Source organism: Paramesorhizobium leguminum, assembly GCF_003217235.1.
GTDB classification, from domain to species: domain Bacteria; phylum Pseudomonadota; class Alphaproteobacteria; order Rhizobiales; family Rhizobiaceae; genus Paramesorhizobium; species Paramesorhizobium leguminum.
This window is the reverse complement of record NZ_QJTF01000005.1, coordinates 99077-118617: the sequence shown is the minus strand read 5'-3', so window position 1 is coordinate 118617 and position 19541 is coordinate 99077. Positions and strand designations below refer to the sequence as shown.

15 protein-coding genes, 1 tRNA gene and 1 pseudogene are annotated in these 19541 nt (G+C 59.9%); 10 read left to right on the top strand and 7 right to left on the bottom strand.

All coding sequences use genetic code 11. From position 1 onward, the window contains the following. The first annotated feature begins 147 nt into the window (after nt 1-147). Nucleotides 148-1041: a DMT family transporter gene (locus tag C7477_RS06005; protein WP_110750049.1), complete on the top strand. Its 894-nt coding sequence runs from the start codon at nt 148-150 to the stop codon at nt 1039-1041. On the opposite strand, the gene C7477_RS06000 is transcribed toward C7477_RS06005, so the two are convergent. Next, nucleotides 1014-1862, bottom strand: a complete 849-nt coding sequence (locus C7477_RS06000) for a YihY/virulence factor BrkB family protein (protein ID WP_110750265.1) — start codon at nt 1860-1862, stop codon at nt 1014-1016. The two genes, C7477_RS06005 and C7477_RS06000, sit on opposite strands and share 28 nt — an antisense overlap. A gap of 63 nt (nt 1863-1925) precedes the next feature. Between C7477_RS06000 and C7477_RS05995 the strand changes: the two genes are divergently transcribed. The 5 genes from C7477_RS05995 to C7477_RS05975 all read left to right on the top strand — a co-directional run bounded on the left by C7477_RS05995 (nt 1926) and on the right by C7477_RS05975 (nt 5579). Next, nucleotides 1926-2129 (top strand): twin transmembrane helix small protein, encoded by a 204-nt coding sequence (locus C7477_RS05995; RefSeq protein WP_110750047.1) that lies wholly within the window; start codon nt 1926-1928, stop codon nt 2127-2129. A 14-nt stretch (nt 2130-2143) separates the two neighbouring features. After that, nucleotides 2144-2725: a cob(I)yrinic acid a,c-diamide adenosyltransferase gene (locus C7477_RS05990; protein ID WP_110750044.1), complete on the top strand. Its 582-nt coding sequence runs from the start codon at nt 2144-2146 to the stop codon at nt 2723-2725. Between the two features lie 167 nt (nt 2726-2892). Further along, entirely contained in the window at nt 2893-3639 is a 747-nt protein-coding gene (locus tag C7477_RS05985; RefSeq protein WP_110750042.1) for an electron transfer flavoprotein subunit beta/FixA family protein, read from the top strand. A gap of 24 nt (nt 3640-3663) precedes the next feature. After that, nucleotides 3664-4593 carry an electron transfer flavoprotein subunit alpha/FixB family protein gene (locus C7477_RS05980; RefSeq protein ID WP_110750041.1) on the top strand — a complete coding sequence of 310 codons (930 nt, stop codon included), beginning with the start codon at nt 3664-3666 and terminating at the stop codon, nt 4591-4593. A gap of 104 nt (nt 4594-4697) precedes the next feature. Further along, nucleotides 4698-5579, top strand: a complete 882-nt coding sequence (locus C7477_RS05975; RefSeq protein ID WP_110750039.1) for a 3-hydroxybutyryl-CoA dehydrogenase — start codon at nt 4698-4700, stop codon at nt 5577-5579. A 463-nt stretch (nt 5580-6042) separates the two neighbouring features. Here the strand turns inward: C7477_RS05975 and cysK are convergent, their stop codons facing one another. After that, nucleotides 6043-7017 carry a cysteine synthase A gene (cysK, locus tag C7477_RS05970; RefSeq protein WP_110750037.1) on the bottom strand — a complete coding sequence of 325 codons (975 nt, stop codon included), beginning with the start codon at nt 7015-7017 and terminating at the stop codon, nt 6043-6045. A gap of 639 nt (nt 7018-7656) precedes the next feature. On the opposite strand from cysK, the gene C7477_RS05965 reads away from it, so the two are divergent. Then, nucleotides 7657-11013 carry an autotransporter outer membrane beta-barrel domain-containing protein gene (locus tag C7477_RS05965; protein WP_110750035.1) on the top strand — a complete coding sequence of 1119 codons (3357 nt, stop codon included), beginning with the start codon at nt 7657-7659 and terminating at the stop codon, nt 11011-11013. Between the two features lie 275 nt (nt 11014-11288). On the opposite strand, the gene C7477_RS05960 is transcribed toward C7477_RS05965, so the two are convergent. Further along, nucleotides 11289-11364, bottom strand: a tRNA-Ala gene (locus C7477_RS05960). Nucleotides 11365-11524: 160 nt separating this feature from the next. On the opposite strand from C7477_RS05960, the gene C7477_RS05955 reads away from it, so the two are divergent. Together C7477_RS05955 and C7477_RS05950 are read left to right on the top strand one after the other, a co-directional pair. Next, complete coding sequence (locus tag C7477_RS05955) at nt 11525-11815, top strand: YggT family protein (protein WP_110750034.1); 291 nt, start codon at nt 11525-11527, stop codon at nt 11813-11815. Between the two features lie 46 nt (nt 11816-11861). Further along, a pseudogene (locus tag C7477_RS05950) lies at nt 11862-12176 on the top strand (DUF167 family protein); the annotation flags it as partial. Between the two features lie 88 nt (nt 12177-12264). Here the strand turns inward: C7477_RS05950 and ppa are convergent. From ppa to mgtE, 4 genes are all read right to left on the bottom strand, one after another. Further along, nucleotides 12265-12804, bottom strand: a complete 540-nt coding sequence (ppa, locus tag C7477_RS05945; protein WP_110750030.1) for an inorganic diphosphatase — start codon at nt 12802-12804, stop codon at nt 12265-12267. Nucleotides 12805-12918: 114 nt separating this feature from the next. Continuing rightward, entirely contained in the window at nt 12919-13425 is a 507-nt protein-coding gene (locus C7477_RS05940; protein ID WP_110750263.1) for a GNAT family N-acetyltransferase, read from the bottom strand. Between the two features lie 156 nt (nt 13426-13581). Next, nucleotides 13582-15414, bottom strand: coding sequence for a translational GTPase TypA (gene typA, locus C7477_RS05935; RefSeq protein ID WP_110750028.1), 1833 nt, complete (start codon nt 15412-15414; stop codon nt 13582-13584). A gap of 239 nt (nt 15415-15653) precedes the next feature. Next, the gene (gene mgtE, locus C7477_RS05930) at nt 15654-17054 is read right to left on the bottom strand and encodes a magnesium transporter (protein WP_110750026.1); all 1401 of its coding nucleotides are present in this window, start codon (nt 17052-17054) and stop codon (nt 15654-15656) included. Between the two features lie 311 nt (nt 17055-17365). Here mgtE and C7477_RS05925 point away from each other — a divergent pair, with 311 nt between their 5' ends. Further along, nucleotides 17366-19417, top strand: coding sequence for a M3 family metallopeptidase (locus tag C7477_RS05925; RefSeq protein WP_110750024.1), 2052 nt, complete (start codon nt 17366-17368; stop codon nt 19415-19417). The last annotated feature ends 124 nt before the right edge of the window (nt 19418-19541 follow it).

Genomic DNA, 19541 nt, shown 5'->3' with positions numbered 1-19541 from the left:
ATCATTCTTCCAGTGAATGCTGCGATCAAAATAATGAACTGGCTTGCAGGGAGCGGGCGGAATAAAGGCAGGACGAATCACTCTTTGTTTGTGCAAGTTCCGGGGAATTCAGTCCCGCGCTCTGGGCTTGCTCTGAAAGACGTACCCATGCCCGTCAAATACTTTCCCGCGCTTTTCGTCCTCCTCTGGGCCACCGGCTTCATTGGCGCGGGCTATGCGATGCCTTATGCCGAGCCCTTCGGCTTCATGGCCGTGCGGTTTTTCATCGCCGCGGCGATCTTGGGCGTATGGGCGCTGGCAAGCGGCAGTCCATGGCCGAACCGTCGCGGCGCGTTTCATGCCGGCGTCGCCGGTTGCCTGATCCACGGCACGTATCTCTCAGGCCTCTTCTGGGCCGTGCATCACGGGCTGCCCGCGGGCATGTCGGCGCTGGTGGTCGGCCTGCAGCCGCTTATCACCACGCTCATCGCCGGGGCGGTGCTCAAGGAAAAGATCGAAGCGCGGCATTGGGCCGGCCTCGCCATCGGCTTCATCGGCGTCGTCATGGTGCTTTGGCCGAAATTCTCGTTCGATTCGGGCGGGATCAATGCGGTGACCATCGGGGTGATGTTTCTGGCCGTGTTCGCCATCAGCCTTGGAACCGTGTGGCAGAAGCGGTTTGTCGGACAGGTGGATGTGAAGACCGGCACGACCGTGCAATATCTAGCCGCCGGCGCCCTCACCGGCGCGGCTAGCCTGCTGTTCGAGACGCATGAAGTCATCTGGTCGCCTTGGCTCCTGTTCGCCATGGCATGGCTGGTACTGGTGCTTTCCATCGGCGCGGTGCTGCTGCTGATGGTGCTGATCCGGGAAGGAGCGGTGTCGAAGGTCGCCTCGCTATTCTATCTGGTGCCTGGGACGACGGCGCTGATGGCCTATTTCCTCTTCGGCGAGACGCTGAACTTTATCCAGCTGATCGGCATGTGTATCACCACATTCGGCGTGGCGCTGGCGACGGTCAAAGGCTTGAGTTTTCAATCCTTCCGTTTCGCGCGGGAATAGCGCAGAATAGCGGCGTTGATTTCCGCGCCGATGATGAAGATCGCCGCGACGATATACAGAAAGACCATGGCCACCACGATGGAGGCGAGACCGGCATAGGTCGAGACATAGTTGGCGAAGGTCTCGAGATATTGCGCGAAAACGATCGAGCCGATCAACCAGGCGAGCAGGGTCAGGACGATGCCGGGCAGGATGTCGTAAAGACCGCGCCTGCCCGCCGGGAGCCAGAGGTGGACGACGAGCAGCCCCAGCACCAGAACCGCGATTGCGATGGCATAACGCCAGAGATTGAGGCTTCCAGTATAGGGGGCGATCGCCGGAAACCATTGCTCGGCCAGCCGAACGGCGAGGGGTGCTAGCACGAGCAGGATGCTGATCGCGGTCAAGACCAGCGTGGCGACGATCACGAAGCCCAGGCTCTGCAGGCGGCGGAAGATGACGGAGCGGGTATCGGTGACGCGATAGGCGCGGTTCAATGCAATGCGCAGCGCCTCGATGCCGTTGGAGGCAAAATAGGCTGCCGCAAGCACACTGACCGTCAGCAGGCCGCCGCGCTGCACCGTCAGTACATTCTTCACTTCGCCGGCAATCGGCCCGGCGATAGCTGCCGGCCAGGTGTCGAAAATGACATGGACGGCGGTATCGGCAAAGGCGTTGGCGCCCAGGAAGCTGGCAAGCGAGGTGGCGAATATCAGGAAGGGAAACAGCGCCATCAGCCCTGAAAGCGTTATATGGCTGGCGAAAGCCCAGCCATCATCGGCATAGAAATGGCCGAACGCATCGCGTAAAACCTGCCACAGAAACGTTCGGGTTTGGCTCATCGACAGTTCCTTTTGGCGCGCCATTTCGATCATAGTAATAGGAATACCGGAAAGGAATTGAAAATGGACTTTCTGTTCGAGATAGCGGCGATAGTGGTCATGCTGGCTGTCGCCTGCGTTCTTTTCATCGGCCTGCGCAATATGATGCGCGGAGGCGACGGCAATTTCTCCAACAAGATGATGCAGCTGCGCGTGCTGTTGCAATTCATCGCCGTGGCGCTGATCGTGGCGGCGGTATACTTTGCCCGCCATGCCAATACACCGTAACCGGGAGAAGACACATGGTCAGGCTGAACAAGATCTATACCCGCACCGGCGATGACGGGACGACGGGGCTTGGCAATGGCGAACGGCGGCTGAAAAGCGACCTGCGCGTCGCGGCTTATGGCACGGTGGACGAGGCGAATGCCTGCATCGGCCTGGCGCGGCTTCATACAGGCGAAAGCAACCCGGAACTCGACGGCATGCTGGCGCGTATCCAGAACGATATGTTCGATCTTGGCGCCGATCTTTCCGCGCCCGATACCGGAACTCCGCTCGCCTACGAACCTTTGCGTATCATCGAGGCGCAAGTGTTGCGCGTCGAGGCCGAAATCGATCAACTGAATGCCAGCTTAAGCCCCTTGCGTTCCTTCGTGCTTCCGGGCGGTACGCCTGCCTCCGCAGCGCTGCATCTGGCGCGCACGGTTTCGCGGCGGGCCGAGCGCATCATGGTGGAGCTTGCGAGCAAGCCCGGAGAACAAGTCACCGAGGCGGCGTTGCACTATATCAATAGGGTTTCCGATTTCCTGTTCGTCGCGGCCCGCGCGGCTAATGATAATGGTGCGCGCGATGTGCTATGGGTGCCGGGAAAAAACCGCTGAGCGTCCGTCGAAGAACAGCGATTGACGTGCACGTCAATCGCAATTACGGTCGCGCCCCGGTTCTTCCTTTTTCACAAGGCATATCATTGTCAGCCGCATGATCTTATCCGAAAAGTCTGCCAACTTTTCGGGACCATGCTCCAGAGTTCATTCGAAAGGGTCAGCGCATGAAAGTGCTCGTCGCTGTTAAGCGTGTCGTCGATTACAACGTCAAGATCAGGGTGAAGAGCGACGGCTCCGGTGTCGAACTCGCCAATGTGAAGATGTCGATGAACCCGTTCGACGAGATCGCCGTGGAAGAGGCGATCCGCCTGAAAGAAGCCGGCAAGGTCGAGGAGATCGTGGCGGTGTCCATCGGAGCGGCGCAGGCGCAGGAGACGTTGCGCACCGCGCTCGCCATGGGCGCCGACCGCGCCATCCTCGTCAAGGTTGATGGTGTGGTTGAACCGCTCGCGGTGGCGAAGATTCTGAAAGGCGTGGTCGAGGCGGAACAGCCGCAGGTCGTCATTCTCGGCAAGCAGGCGATCGATGACGATGCCAACCAGACCGGGCAGATGCTCTCGGCCCTGCTCGGCTGGAGTCAGGGTACGTTTGCTTCCAAGGTGGAACTCAGCGACAGTGCGGCGAAGGTTACCCGCGAGGTTGACGGGGGGTTGCAGACCGTCGAGATCAAGCTGCCGGCTATCGTCACCACGGATTTGCGTTTGAACCAGCCGCGTTATGCCTCGCTGCCCAACATCATGAAGGCCAAGAAGAAGCCGCTCGACGAGAAGACAGCAGCCGATTACGGCGTCGATACTGCGCCGCGCCTGAAGGTGTTGAAGACCGAGGAGCCGGGCGGCCGCAAGGCGGGCGTCAAGGTCGGCTCGGTTGGAGAACTGGTCGAGAAGCTCAAGGCTGACGGCGTACTTTAAAAAATTACGGACAAGGACAAAATAATGGCCATTCTTCTTGTTGCCGAACACGACAACCAGCACCTTTCCGACCAGACCGCCAAAGCGCTCACCGCGGCCCTTGCCATCGGTTCCGACGTGCATGTGCTGATTGCCGGCAAGGGCGCGAAAGCCGTCGCCGATCAGGCGACGACGCTCAAGGGCGTCACCAAGGTTCTGCTTGCAGACAGCGATGCGCTCGACAACCGGTTGGCGGAGCCGGCGGCGGCGCTCATCGTCTCGCTCGCCGGTAATTACGATACGGTCATCGCGCCGGCGACCACTTCGGCCAAAAACATCCTGCCCCGCGTGGCCGCTCTTCTCGACGTGATGCAGGTTTCCGACATCATTGAGGTGGTATCGCCTGATACGTTCAAGCGTCCGATCTATGCGGGCAATGCCATCCAAACGGTGCAGGCGACGGATGCCAAAAAGGTGATCACCGTGCGCACGGCCTCGTTTCAGGCAACTGGCGAGGGTGGTTCGGCATCGATCGAGACGGTCGATGCGGCTGGCGATCCGGGCCTTTCGAAATTCGTCGAGGCGAAGCTTTCCGGCGGCGACCGTCCAGAGCTGACCTCGGCGAAGATCATCATTTCGGGCGGTCGCGCACTTGGTTCTTCGGAAAAGTTCAAGGAAGTCATCCTGCCCGTCGCCGACAAGCTCGGCGCCGCTGTCGGCGCTTCCCGCGCTGCGGTCGATGCGGGCTATGCGCCGAATGACTGGCAGGTTGGGCAGACCGGCAAGGTTGTGGCGCCGGACCTTTACATCGCCTGCGGCATTTCCGGCGCGATCCAGCATCTGGCGGGCATGAAGGATTCCAAGGTCATCGTCGCGATCAACAAGGACGAGGAAGCGCCGATCTTCCAGGTGGCGGATTATGGCATCGTCGGCGATCTCTTCGAAATATTGCCGCAGCTCGAAAAGGCGCTCTGAGGCTTTTTTAACGCACCGATTAAATTATGATGGCCGGGGTAGACGAATTCTACTCCGGCCATTTACTTTGCAATTCACAAAACAAAAACATCACGGGTGGAAATATGGGCGCGACCATCAAGAAGATCGGCATTATCGGAGCGGGACAGATGGGCAGCGGCATTGCGCATGTCTGCGCGATTGCCGGTTATGATGTGCTCCTGCACGATGCCTCGCTGGAGCGCCTGGAAAACGGAATCGCCACGATCAATGGCAACATGGCGCGGCAGGTTTCTTCCGGCAAGCTGGAAGAAAAGGACCACCGCGAGGCTGTTGCGCGCATCCGCATGGCAGCGAAGATGGAGGAGCTTGCAGGCGTCGATCTCGCCATCGAAGCGGCGACCGAGGACGAAACCGTCAAGCGCAAGATCTACGCTCAGCTCTGCCCGATCCTCAACCCGGAAGCGCTGCTGGCCACCAACACGTCATCGATCTCGATCACCCGCCTTGCCTCCACCACGGACCGGCCGGAGCGCTTCATAGGCATACATTTCATGAATCCGGTCCCGGTGATGAAGTTGGTGGAACTGGTGCGCGGCATCGCCACCGAGAACGCGACGTTTCAGACCGCCCGCACCTTTGTCACCAGCCTCGACAAGACGGTCACGGTGGCAGAGGATTTCCCAGCCTTCATCGTCAACCGCATCCTTCTGCCGATGATCAACGAGGCGATCTATACGCTTTATGAAGGCGTCGGCTCCGTCGATGCCATCGATACGGCTATGCGGCTCGGTGCCAATCATCCGATGGGGCCGCTGCAACTGGCCGATTTCATCGGGCTCGACACCTGCCTGTCGATCATGCAGGTGCTTTACGAAGGGCTTGCCGATTCCAAATACCGGCCATGCCCTCTTTTGGTGAAATATGTCGAGGCAGGCTGGCTTGGCCGCAAGTCCGGGCGGGGTTTCTACGATTATCGGGGCGAGCAGCCGGTCCCCACCCGGTAGAATCTCAACGTTTACTCGGCAGCAGCGGTTACGTATTATTAACCCTGCGAATTCACTTGGTGTTCACCTTTAACCGTTAAATTTGTCTTTAAGGCAGTCGCGGACGGGTATTCCCCACGCAAAGGACAGCCAATTTCAAATTTATACAGGACAGGGCGATGACCATTCTTGTGCAGCTGCGCCATAGCGCAACCGTTATTCGTGAATTCTTGGCGCCGAGCTATCGGCCCGAACGCCATTACATGCGCGGACCGGGACCGGCCTGCGCGGCGCGGACAAGGCATTGATGGAAAAGAAGTGAGCAGTGAGCGGTAAACAGTAAGCAGTAAGCAGAAAAACTATTGGCTCCTGCGGCTATTTCTTATTCTGCTCACTGCTCACTGCTCACTGCTCACTGCTCACTGCTCACTGCTCACTGCTCACTGCTCACTGCTCACTGCTCACTGCTCACTGCTCACTGCCATCACCCCTCCAGCCCCTCGAACAATGCCGTCGAGAGATAGCGTTCGGCGAAGGAGGGGATGATGATGATGATGTTCTTGCCTTTGTTTTCCGCGCGCTTGCCGATCTCCACCGCTGCTGTCAGCGCTGCGCCTGAGGAAATGCCGACGGGAATGCCCTCAAGACGGGCAAGAAGCCTTGCGTTGGCGAAGGCATCGTCGTTGGAAACCTGCACGATTTCGTCATAGATCGCTGTATCCAGAATCTTCGGCGCGAAGCCGGCGCCGATGCCCTGGATCTTGTGCGGTCCCGGATTGCCGCCGGAAAGAACCGGGGAATCCTTCGGTTCGACTGCGACCACCCGGAAGGAAGGCTTGCGCGCCTTGATCACCTGCCCGACGCCGGTGATGGTGCCGCCGGTGCCGATGCCGGAAATCAGAATGTCGGCCTCGCCATCGGTATCGTTCCAGATTTCCTCTGCCGTGGTGCGGCGATGGATTTCCGGATTTGCCGGGTTCTCGAATTGCTGCGGGATGATGGCATCGGGGTTTTCGGCCACCAGCTCCTCGGCCTTGGCGATGGCGCCCTTCATGCCCTTTGCCCCCTCGGTCAGCACCAGTTCGGCACCCAGAAGTTTCAGGAGCTTGCGCCGCTCGATCGACATGGTTTCGGGCATGGTCAGGATCAAATGATAGCCCTTGGCGGCGGCGGCGAAGGCGAGCGCAATGCCGGTGTTGCCGGAAGTGGGCTCGATCAGCGTCGTCTTGCCCGGAACGGCCTTGCCGGACTCCTCCAGCGCCTCGATCATCGCCAGGCCGATGCGGTCCTTGACGCTCGCCAGCGGGTTGAAGAACTCCAGCTTGGCCAACAAATTGGCTTCGACGCCTTTTTCTTTGGCGAACGTGTCGATGCGGACGAGCGGTGTGTTACCGATGGTATCGAGAATGGAATCATAAACGCGGCCGCGACCCGCTGTATTCCTTGAGGGCTTGGTCATGAGATCGTCTCCCTGATTTCGTCTTTCCCGATAGTATGGCGAACAACCGGAAAAACCTAGTTTCGCGTGTTCACCGAAGGTTCATCCTTTGGAATAAAAATCTAAAAAATACACGTGGATGCAAAAGCAGATGGCATTGCCCGGCGAGGCGCACTCACGGTAAGGACGCCAGGCATCGAAATTCCAGGAAACGAGGTTGAAAGCAAGGCTCGGCGTACGAGCTCATTTCCTGGAAAGCTGTTGCGGTTTTGCCACGACGTGAAATCGACGGGGTAATTTAGTTAAGCAAAATAAAATAAATTACTAAATTATTATTTTATGGCATACCTGATGGTAGGCGCTCAGTTGCTTCTATCGCTTTTTAAGTTTAGCTAGCCTTAATATTGGTCCGATCATCTCTAAAATCCGGCGCCGGGTATTCTGTAGAAGCAGCTCTCCCTCATCTCCATCTATAAGTATTCTCTTTGTTTTTCCATATATACCTTGCGGCCGTACCGCCGTCCCGGTCGGCCTCCCCTGCGTTCCCCGACGGCAAGTTTGGTGGGACATTTGGGGCCATTGCTCGAATCGTAGGCGCCTGCTAGCGGCGCAGATGGCTCGCCGAAAATTGGCTCGGTGGGGAAGCTTTTGAGAGGACGCATGATGAAACAGCGGAATGCTGGCCACCTGCTGGCCACGACTTCTGGACTGGCGCTCGCACTGGCGCTGGCGCAGCCGGCCGCGGCTGCTGACGTGACATGGACTGGAGCCGCAGGCACTGCCTGGACAAGTGGCGGCAGCTGGACTGGCGGCGCGGCGCCGACTTCCGCTGATGCCGTGACGATCAACTCCGTTACTACGGGTCAAGACATACCAGGCACCATTCTTGGCGTCACCGGCGCGGAGAATGCGGCAGTGGGCTCCCTGTCCATCGGCCTTGTAGAGACGGGATATTGGGACGGCGATCTCCTTATCCAGAATGGCAGCACTCTGGCGGTAACGGGTGGCGTTAGTGTCGGAGCGACTGGCGGTGTCGGCGCCATCGAAGCGGACGGCAAACTCGTTATCAATACTGGGTCGAAGCTGACGATGGGCGGAGCCCTGTTTGTCGGCGATGGCTGGGGTGAGATGGTAGTCTCAAATAATAGCTCCGTCACTGTGGACGCCTCATGGACCGTCATCGGTCGCTATGGGACGGGTAAGCTCGATATTACGAACCAGAGCACGATGACGAGCGCCGGCAGCGCATTTGTCGGCGAATTTGCCGGAGCGACCGGCACGGTAAACGTTACCGGGGCCGGATCGAAGTGGACTGTCGGCGGACCGTTGAATATCGGCATGGCCGGCACCGGTACGGTCAACATCCAGAACGGCGGCACTGTCACAGCCAAAGGCGGCACGACCGTAGCAGGGAGTTCGACCGGAACGCTCAATATCGCATCGAATGGCGTGCTGGAGACGACCGCGTTGACGCGCGGCGCAGGCAACGCGCAGGTCAACCTCAATGGCGGCATGTTGCGCGCGCTCTCTAATAACGAGAACTTCATCGACGGCTTCACGGGCGATGATTTCTATATCGGTGGAAGCAACGGGACAATCGACACCAATGGCTTCAACGTCACGGCGTCCTCCGAGATCGCCGGCGCGGGCGCTCTCATCAAGACGGGCAACGGTACGCTGACGCTTACCGGCAACAACACCTATGCGAATGGCACGGCGATCTACGGGGGCAAGGTCTCAGTTGCGTCCGATGCCAATCTCGGCGCGCCGACGGGCGGTATCTGGCTCAACAATGGCGGCACGCTCGAGAACACGGGGGCCTTTACCACGACGGCGCGCAATGTCGTACTGCTCGCCAACGGTGGAACCTTCGAGACGGACGCCAACCTGACGCTCACCGGCGTGATCTCTGGCCCAGGCTCCCTCACCAAGACGGGCGGCAACACACTGACGCTCACCGGCAACAATACCTATGCCGGCGGCACGATCATAAAGTCTGGTTTCGTTTCGGTCTCGTCCGACGCCAATCTCGGCGCGGCGACGGGCGGCATCACGCTCGACAATGGCTGGCTGCGAAACACGGGCGCCTTCACCTCGGCGCGCAATGTTCTGGTCACCGCCGACAATGGCGGGATTCAGACGGACGCCAACCTGACGCTGACGGGCGTCGTCTCCGGCGATGGTTATCTCGTCAAGACGGGCGACGCCACGCTGACACTTGCCGGCGACAACACCTATGCGGGTATCACGGATATCCGTGGGGGCACCGTGCAGATCGGTAACGGGGGCGCCTCAGGCAGCGTTGCAAGCGATGTCATGCTCAGGGGTACTTCCACCAAACTCGCTTTCAACCGCTCGGATGTCGCTAATTTCAATAGCGTGATCAGCGGCACTGGCAGTGTCGAGCAGATCGGCTCCGGCACCACCGTGCTCAGCGGCGCCAACACCTATACCGGCGCGACCAATGTCAAGGCCGGCACGCTCAAGGCAGGTGCGGCCGACATCCTCAACACGACCTCCGGCGTCACCGTCGATACTGGCGCGACGCTGGACCTCGCCGGCTACAACCAGACGCTCAAGACGCTTTCCAATGCCGGCAATGTGCGACTTGGCAATGGCGCGGCGGGCACTACGCTCACCGTTACCGGCGATTATGTGGGCAATGGCGGCACGATCTATCTCGACACCGTGCTTGGCGGAGACAATTCCGCGACCGATCGTCTGGTTGTCGAGGGTAGCACTTCCGGTACGGGCGTTCTCGCTGTGACCAATCGCGGCGGCCTCGGTGCGCAGACAGTCGAAGGCATCAAGCTTGTCGATGTCGGCGTCGCGTCGGACGGCCAGTTCTCGCTGCAGGGCGACTATGCGGTGAACGGCGAGCAGGCCGTAGTGGGCGGGGCTTACGTCTATCAGCTCCATCAGGGCGGCGTCACCGATCCAAATGACGGCGACTGGTATCTGCGTTCCGCGACGACCGAGACCGGGGATCCGCTCTACCAGGCCGGTGTGCCAGTCTACGAAGCGCTTGGCGGCGCGGCACAGCAGCTTAACGGCGTGGGCACCTTGCAGCAGCGCGTCGGCAACCGTTACTGGAGCGGCGCAGCCAATCCGGTAATTGCACAGGGTGACGGTCCGGCGGAAGCCACGCCTGCGCCGGAAGCCGGTGCGGCAACCGAAACGGCGACCACTGTCTGGGGCCGCATCGAAGGTTCGCATGGCCGCTTCGAGCCGGAATCCACCACCGGGTCCAAGTACGATGTCGATACCTACAAGATGCAGGCCGGCGTTGACGGCAAGCTCTATGAGAACGAAGCCGGCAGCGTGATCGGCGGCGTGACCGTGCATTACGGCAACGCCAAGGCGGATATCAGCTCCGGATCCGGCGACGGCACGGTTGATATCGACGGTTACGGTGTCGGCGGCACGCTGACGTGGTATGGTGACAATGGTCTCTATGTCGACGGTCAGGCGCAGGCGACCTGGTACCAGAGCGATCTTGGCTCCGACACAGCAAACCGCACGCTTGCTGAGGGCAATGACGGCTTCGGCTATGCCTTGAGCGTCGAGACGGGCAAGCGCTTCGCGATTGACCCGCATTGGACGCTCACCCCGCAGGCACAGCTTTCCTGGTCGTCCGTCGAGTTCGACGGCTTCACCGATACGTTCGGCGTGGGCGTGTCGCAGGATGCGGATGAAAGCTTGAAGGGTCGCCTCGGCATCGCTGCCGAATACGGCAATGGCTGGATGGGCGCGGATGGCAAGAAGGTGCAGACCACCGTCTACGCCATCGCCAATCTGCATCACGAGTTCATGGACGGCTCCAAGACGTATGTGGACGGCGTGGCCTTCACCAGCAAGAACGACCGCACCTGGGGCGGCATCGGCACCGGCGGCACCTACAGCTGGGCCGATGGCAAGTACGCTCTCTATGGCGAGGTCTCCGTCGACACCAGCCTGGAAAACTTCGCCGACAGCTACAAGGTCAACGGCAATGCCGGCCTGAAGGTTTCCTGGTAAGCCAGAGCTGATATAACCGCTGAAATGAAGAAGCCCGCTGCCTTACCGCAGCGGGGCTTCTTGCTTTTTGGAGATGGCATTACGCGCGCGGAATCCAAAAGCTCGTGCATAAGTGCTTCGGCGCTTTAGAGCGGTGTGCAATTAAGTTGAATCGGGCATCCCGCTCTAAGTCTTTGTTTTAGCCGCATAATCTTATCCAAAAAGTCTGCAACTTTTCGGGATCATGCTCTAAAATCAAAAGGCATTTGGAAAATTAAGCGGGAATGATGGAACATTGGTGGAGCTGAGGGGGATCGAACCCCTGACCTCGTCATTGCGAACGACGCGCTCTCCCAGCTGAGCTACAGCCCCGTCCACCGATGCGAGGGCATTTAGGAGCGATGGAGGGGGACTGTCAAGAGGGAGCAGCGGCTGTTCGCCGTTGCTTAATATCCCGATAACGCTGCCGTTCGATTGGCCTTGTCCTTGCAACCGGCAAACGGTACAAGTCGGTGGATTGAAGGAGATATCCATGCTCGCGTTGCTACGCACCATCGACCTGGCGCTCAGCCTTTATACCTGGATCATTATCGCCTCGGCGGTGTTCTCGTGGCTCTATGCCTTCAATGTCATCAATTCCAGCAATCGCTTCGTGGCTTCCGTCGGCGATTTTCTCTATCGGGTAACGGAACCGGCCTTGCGGCCGATCCGCAATTTCCTGCCCAATCTTGGCGGGATCGATATTTCCCCCATCATCCTGCTTCTGATCATTTTCTTCCTGCGCCAATTGCTGTGGACGACCATCGCGCCCCTGCTGATATAGAGTGGGCGTATGGTCTCATCCGAAAAGTCTGCAACTTTTCAGGACCATGCTTTTGACCGGGAGTTGCTTTCGAACCGAAAAGGACGGCCTCACTGTTTTCGTGCGGCTGACGCCTAAATCGGCGAAGGACGCTGTGGAAGGCATCGGTGAGGGCGCGGACGGTCGGCGTTATGTGCTGGCACGGGTTCGCGCTGTCCCGGAAGACGGCAAGGCCAATAAGGCGCTGGAAAAGCTTCTCGCCAAGACGCTCAGTGTTGCCGGCGGCAGCGTGGCGGTGACGGGCGGAGCGACTTCAAGGCTGAAGCAGGTGCATGTATCGGGTGATCCCGGCGCACTGGTCCGCAAGCTTCAGGCGCTTGGTTTGGCCGGGGACAATAACAACACGGCGGCCCGAAAAAGCAAAAAGCCCGTCGCGAGGACGGGCTTTATAGAAATCGGCTGCTTCAACCTCAGGCCACCTTGACCTTCTTAGCGCGTTCGATCGCCTCGGTGATGAACTGGCGCGCATAGTCCTCATCGCCCCAATCGCCGATCTTCACCCATTTGCCGGGCTCCAGATCCTTGTAGTGCTCGAAGAAATGAGCGATCTGCTGCAGCGTGATTTCCGGCAGATCGGTGTAATTGTGCACCTTTTCATAGCGGCGCGTCAGGTGCGGCGAGGGGACGGCGATGATTTTCTCGTCCTTGCCGGCATTGTCTTCCATGACAAGCACCCCGATGGGGCGCACATTGATGACGCAGCCCGGCACCAGCTCCCGCGTGTTGCAAACCAGAACGTCGATGGGGTCACCATCCTCGGAAAGCGTGTGCGGCACGAAGCCGTAATTGCCGGGATAGGTCATCGGCGTATAGAGGAAGCGGTCGACGATCAGCGCGCCCGCCTTCTTGTCCATCTCGTACTTGATCGGCTGGCCGCCGACCGGCACTTCGACAATAACATTGACATCTTCGGGGGGGTTGGAGCCGATTGAGATGGCATCGATATTCATGGAGGCACCCTTTCGTTTGGCGCCCTGATAACGGGTTTCATGGCGCGGCGCAACAAAAACGAAACGCTCCGGAAGGATGAAGAACTTGAGTTGGAAAAATGGCGCCCAAAGGGATTAATTCCAGGCGAAGGCGACCTTTTTCAGCGTCTTGCTGTCAAAGCACTCGATGCTTTCCGCGATATCTCTGCCGCCAGCGCCGCGATAAAAAGACAGGGCGAGCGTATTATCCTCAAGCGCCCATATGACGGTGCCCGGTAACCCCATGTCCGCAAGGCAGCGGCGAGCGGTGCGCAGCAGGCGTCCGCCAAGGCCGATGCCCTGGTATTCCGGCTGGATATAGAGCTCGTAGATTTCGCCCTTTTGGGTCAATTGGTGCGCCCGATTGGGGCCGAGCGTCGCATAGCCGACGACTTTTCCGCCGGCCTCCGCCACCAATATCTGCGTGGAGAGCCGGATGGCGCGCGCCCACCATTCCGCGCGGCGGCGTTCCAGCATGGCATTGAGTGCCTTGTGCGGAATGATTCCCGCATAGGCGCCCTGCCAGGCTTCATGATGCACGTCCGCGATCGCAGTCGCATCTTCGAGGACGGCACGTCTTATATCGATGGTCAGCGTCGTCATGGCCCAAGCATAGGCGCGGGAAGCGACCGGCGGCAATGAAAAAGACGGAGCGACGCAGGCAATCCCCAGACTGTGATAAAGAGGGGCTTAAAGCAGTACAAAAGATGCGGAATGAAAAACGGCGCCGCTGGGGCGCCGTTTTGATATTCCGGTTGCTTACGCAGCGCCGGATTTGCTGCTCTTTTCGAAGCGCTTGCGCTCGTTCGGGTCGAGATACATCTTGCGCAGGCGGATCGATTTCGGCGTCACTTCCATCAGCTCGTCGTCCTGAATCCAGGAAAGCGCGCGGTCCAGAGTCATGCGGATCGGCGGGGTGAGCTTGACCGCCTCATCCTTGCCGGCGGCGCGGATGTTGGTGAGCTGCTTGCCCTTGAGCACGTTGACCTCGAGATCGTTGTCACGGCTGTGAATGCCGATGATCATGCCCTGATACACCTTGTCGCCCGGATCGATGATCATCGGGCCGCGGTCTTCCAGGTTGAACATGGCGTAGGCGACGGCTTCACCGGACGCATTGGAGAGAAGAACGCCGTTGATACGGCCGCCGATCACGCCCTTGTAGGGTTGATAATCATGGAACAGGCGGTTCATGATTGCCGTGCCGCGCGTGTCGGTCAAAAGCTCCGACTGGTAGCCGATGAGGCCGCGGGTCGGGGCGTAGAAACGCAGGCGGACGCGATTGCCGCCCGAAGGACGCAGCTCGACCATCTCGCCCTTGCGTTCGGACATCTTCTGCACGACGACGCCGGAATGCTCTTCATCGACGTCGATGACGACTTCCTCGATCGGCTCCATAAGGGTGCCGCTCTCGTCCTTGTGCATGACGACGCGGGGACGCGAGACGGCAAGCTCGAAGCCTTCGCGGCGCATCGTTTCGATCAGAACCGCAAGCTGCAATTCGCCGCGCCCGGAAACGTAGAACGAATCCTTGCCCTCGGCTTCCTCGATCTTCAGCGCGACATTGCCTTCGGCTTCCTTGAGCAGACGGTCGCGGATGACGCGGCTCGTCACCTTGTCGCCTTCGGTGCCGGCAAGCGGCGAATCGTTGACGATGAAGGACATGGTGACGGTCGGCGGATCGATCGGCTGGGCATGCAGCGCTTCGGTGACCGACGGATCGCAGAACGTGTCTGCGACGGTGCCCTTGGAGAGGCCGGCGATGGCGACGATATCGCCCGCATGGGCTTCCTCGATGGGCGTGCGCTCGATACCGCGGAAAGCGAGGATCTTGGAGATGCGGCCCTGCTCGATGAGCTTGCCGTCTTGACCCAGAACCTTGACGGGCTGGTTCGGCTTGATGGAACCGGAATGGATACGGCCGGTGATGATGCGGCCCAGGAAGGGGTTGGCTTCCAGAATCGTGCCGATCATGCGGAAAGCGCCGTCTTCGTCGCCTACGCTAGGCTCCGGAACGTGGGCAAGCACCAGATCGAGAAGCGGCGCGAGGCCCTGGTCCTTCGGGCCTTCCGGGTTGACGTTCATCCAGCCGTCGCGGCCCGAACCGTAGAGTATCGGGAAATCGAGCTGCTCGTCGGTGGCGTCGAGATTGGCGAAGAGGTCGAAGACCTCGTTGATGACTTCCTCGTGGCGGCCATCCGGACGGTCGATCTTGTTGATGGCGACGATGGGCTTGAGGCCGACCTTCAGCGCCTTGGAGACGACGAACTTGGTTTGCGGCATCGGGCCTTCGGAGGAATCGACCAGAACGATCGCACCATCGACCATCGAGAGAATACGCTCGACCTCGCCGCCGAAATCGGCGTGGCCCGGTGTATCGACGATGTTGATGCGCACGCCCTTCCACTCGACCGAAGTCGCCTTGGCGAGAATGGTGATGCCGCGTTCCTTTTCCAGATCGTTGGAATCCATGACGCGTTCGGCAACGCGCTGGTTCTCGCGGAACGAGCCGGACTGCTTCAAAAGTTCGTCGACGAGGGTGGTCTTCCCATGGTCGACGTGGGCAATGATCGCGATGTTGCGCAATTTCATAAGAGTTACTCTGTATGGGGGTTGGGACGCCGCCATGCGAACGCCGTTGTCATTTGCGGCGGTGCATACAGGATTTTCCGCGTTTGCGAAAGGGGGGCGAATCAGGTGAGGGCGGCCTGCAAATGGCGTTTTTCTGCGCTTCCGGTGCTCATGTACTAAAAGTACACTCCGCTCCGGTTCTCGAAAACCACCATTTTCGCCTCGCCCTGACCTGATTCTCTACCTCCGAGAAATCTCATCTAAAGTAAGGTGCCATTCAGAATCACCAGGGCCACGGAGAAATAGATTACCAGTCCCGTGACGTCCACCAGCGTGGCCACGAACGGCGCCGAGGCGCTTGCCGGGTCGAAACCGAGCTTTTGCAGGATGAAGGGCAGCATCGAGCCGGCGAGCGAGCCGAAGGTGACGATGGCGACCAATGCGGTGGCTACAGTGAAGGCGATGAGGACCCAGTGCGGCCCATAGTTATAAAAGCCCAGCTCCTGCCATGCGGTGATGCGGATCAGGCATATGACGCCGAGCAGCGCGCCCAAGGCGATGCCGGTTGGCAATTCGCGCAGCGCCACCTTCCACCAGTCGCGCAGTTTTACATCCTGCAGCGCCAGGGCGCGAATCAGGAGTGACGTGGCCTGAGAGCCGGAATTGCCGCCGGAGCTCATCACGAGCGGGATGAACAGCGACAGCACCACGGCCTTTGCCACCTCTCCCTCGAAATGCTGCATGGCGCTGGCAGTCAGCATCTCGCTCAGGAAAAGCACGCAGAGCCAGCCGCCGCGCTTCTTCAACATTTCGCGGAAGCCGATTTCCATATAGGGTTTGTCGATGGCTTCGAGGCCGCCGAACTTGTAGGCGTCCTCGCTCATCTCCTGCGTCATGGCGTCGAGCACGTCATCGACCGTGACGATGCCGATGACGCGGTCGTCTTCGTCGACAACAGGCACGGCGAGCAGATCATGCTTGCGGAAGAGCCGCGCGACATCCTCGCGGTCGGTCAGGGGCGAGATAGCGAGCGGCGCTTCGTCGCGACTGATGGAGATGATGCGCTCGTCCGGCTCGCTGGTGATGAGGCGGCGCAGCGTCACGACGCGTTCCAGCACCTTCGTGCGGGGATCGACGACGTAGATAGCGTAGATGGTTTCGCGCGAGCGCTCCACCTCGCGGATATATTGCAGGGTGCGTGAGACGGTCCAGCTGGCCGGCACGGCGATGAACTCAGTCGTCATCAGGCTGCCGGCTGTATCGGGTGGAAAACCCAGCAGCGTTTTCAGCGCGGCCCGGGTTTCCGGCGCGAGCGCGGCGAAAAGCCGTGTGCGGGTTGGCTCATCCAGCTCCTGAAAAACATCCGTGGCGCGGTCCGCCGACATGGCGTCGAGCAGGCCGGCGGCCTGGTCGAGCGGCAAGTTCTCGAAAATCTCGGCCGTTCGGCGCAGTTCAGGCCGGTCGAGCAGGTTTACGGCGTATTCCTGCGGCAGATGCTCAATCGCGCCGATGGCATCATCGATATCGATATCGTTCAGGACTTCGATCGCATCAGCCGGATTCATCGCGGCGAGATGTTGCGCGATCGCCATCGCCGGAAGATCGGCGATATCAGGGATTTCGGGCTTGGTGACTTCCGGGGAGAAGCTTTTCGGGGTCATCGGCTTGCCTTTCCGTCGATCCGCCGTCATGGGCAGGATCGTGAGAAACCAGCTCTTGGGCCGATACCCAAGCGGTCAGATCACGGCTGCCGATGACGGCTCAAACAATCGACTGTGACTGTCGCTTGGCATTAGAGTAGAACTCCGGTTAAAAAATCGCCGTTGCAGTGTTTTGCGGCGACGCCGGCGATGATTTGCTACCCGAGCGCGCAGAAGTCAAGGCCGGTCAATTGGGGCAGCTTTCCTTGGGGCATGGCTCGTGGGGCCTTAGATGGAAGCGTCCGCATTCCAATCAAACGGAGTTCTCGCCCATGTCCGCTACGAAAGCCGCCGTCAATCCCGCCCTGTCCGTCTGGAGGGGACCACTCGGGCTACCCGATTTTAGCGCTTTTTCCGACGAGGATTTCGGGCCGGCCTTCGATGCGGCGCTTGCGGAGGATATGGCCGAGATCGAAGCTATCGCTAATGATGGCGAGGCGCCCACGATCAACAATACGCTGAAGGCGCTGCAGCTTACCGGCAAGGCGCTCGATCACGTTTCCGCAATCTTCGGCGTACGGGCCGGAGCGCATACCAACGAAACCATACAGGCGATGGAGCGCGAGGTCGCGCCGAAGCTGTCACGGCATTATTCTGTCATCATGATGGACAGCCGGCTGTTCGCCCGCATCGATGCGCTCCATGCCGCGCGCGAAACGCTCGGTCTCGATGGGGAGACGCTGCGGGTTCTCGAAAAGATCTGGAAGCGCTTCGTGCGCAGCGGCGCGAAGCTCGACGATGCCGGCAAGGCGCGGCTTGCTGACATCAATGAGAAACTGGCGACGTTGGGCGCGCAATTCGGGCAGAATGTGCTGAAGGACGAGGCTGATTGGGCTTTGTTCATCACCGATGAGGCCGACCTTGCGGGTCTGCCGGATTTCGTGCGCCAGGCGATGCGCGGCGCGGCGGAGGAGCGCGGGCAGCCTGAAGCCTGGGCGGTGACGCTGGCGCGGGCGGTTATGGAGCCCTTCCTCACGTTCTCGGAAAACCGGGCATTGCGTGAAAAGGCGTTCCTCGCCTGGGCGAAGCGCGGGGAAAATGGCGGCGCATCGGACAATCGCGCCATCGTGGCGCAGATGGTTGGCTTGCGCGCCGAAAAGGCGAAGCTGCTGGGATATGAGAGCTTCGCCGCCTACAAGCTCGACGACACCATGGCCAAGACCCCGGAAGCGGTGATGGAGCTGCTCGAACCGGTGTGGGAAAAGGCGCGGGCGCGGGCAGCGGAAGAGGAGGCTGGGCTCGAACGGCTGATTGCCGCCGAAGGGGGCAATCACAAGGTAGCGCCGTGGGACTGGCGCTATTATGCGGAAAAGCTTCGGGCCGAGCGTTTTGCCTTCGATGAGGCGGAGCTGAAGCCTTATCTGCAGTTGGAAAAGATCATCGAGGCGGCGTTCGATGTCGCCACGCGTCTGTTCGGCATTCATTTCGAAGAAAAGAAGGGCATCCCGACATGGCACCCGGACGTGCGCGTCTGGGAGGTGAAGAACCCCGACGGCAGCAGACGCGGTTTGTTCCTGGGCGATTATTTTGCCCGCCAGTCGAAACGGTCGGGCGCATGGATGAGCGCGCTGCAATCGCAGCACAAGCTGGGCGCTGGCGCGGAGCCGATCATCTATAACGTCATGAATTTCGCCAAGCCGCCAAAGGGCGAGCCGGCGTTGCTGTCGCTCGACGGCGCACGCACGCTGTTCCACGAATTCGGCCATGCGCTGCACGGGCTGTTGTCGGATGTGACATGGCCGGCCATTTCCGGCACCGCCGTTTCACGCGATTTTGTCGAACTACCTTCGCAGCTCTACGAGCATTGGCTGACCACGCGGCAAGTGCTGGAGAAATATGCGCTTCACTACAAGACCGGCGAGCCGATGCCGAAGGCGCTTCTTGACAAGATGCTGGCGGCCAAGACGTTCAATGCCGGTTTCGATACGGTGGAGTTCACCGCGTCAGCGCTGGTAGACATGGCGTTTCACGCGAACGGGGAGCCGACTGCCGATCCGCTGGCCTTCGAGGCGGAGACATTGAAGGGGCTTGGGATGCCCGACGCGATCATCATGCGCCACCGCACCCCGCATTTCACTCACGTGTTTTCGGGCGACGGCTATTCGGCGGGGTATTATTCCTACATGTGGTCGGAGGTGCTCGACGCCGACGCTTTCAGCGCCTTCGAAGAAACGGGCGATGCCTTCAATCCCGATCTTGCCGCGCGGCTCAAGCGCTATATCTATTCAGCGGGTGGGTCACGCGACCCGGAAGAGCTATACAAGGCCTTCCGCGGGAAAATGCCGACGCCGGATGCGATGATTGCAAAAAGGGGATTGGGTTGAGGCAGAATGTGGCAATTGCCCCTCCCCCTTACCCTCTCCCCGTAAAGAACGGGGAGAGGGGGCGCTGACGTTGCGCTACTTCTTTTCCGTCACGCTTGGCAGAACCGCAGCAGAACTGTTGCCA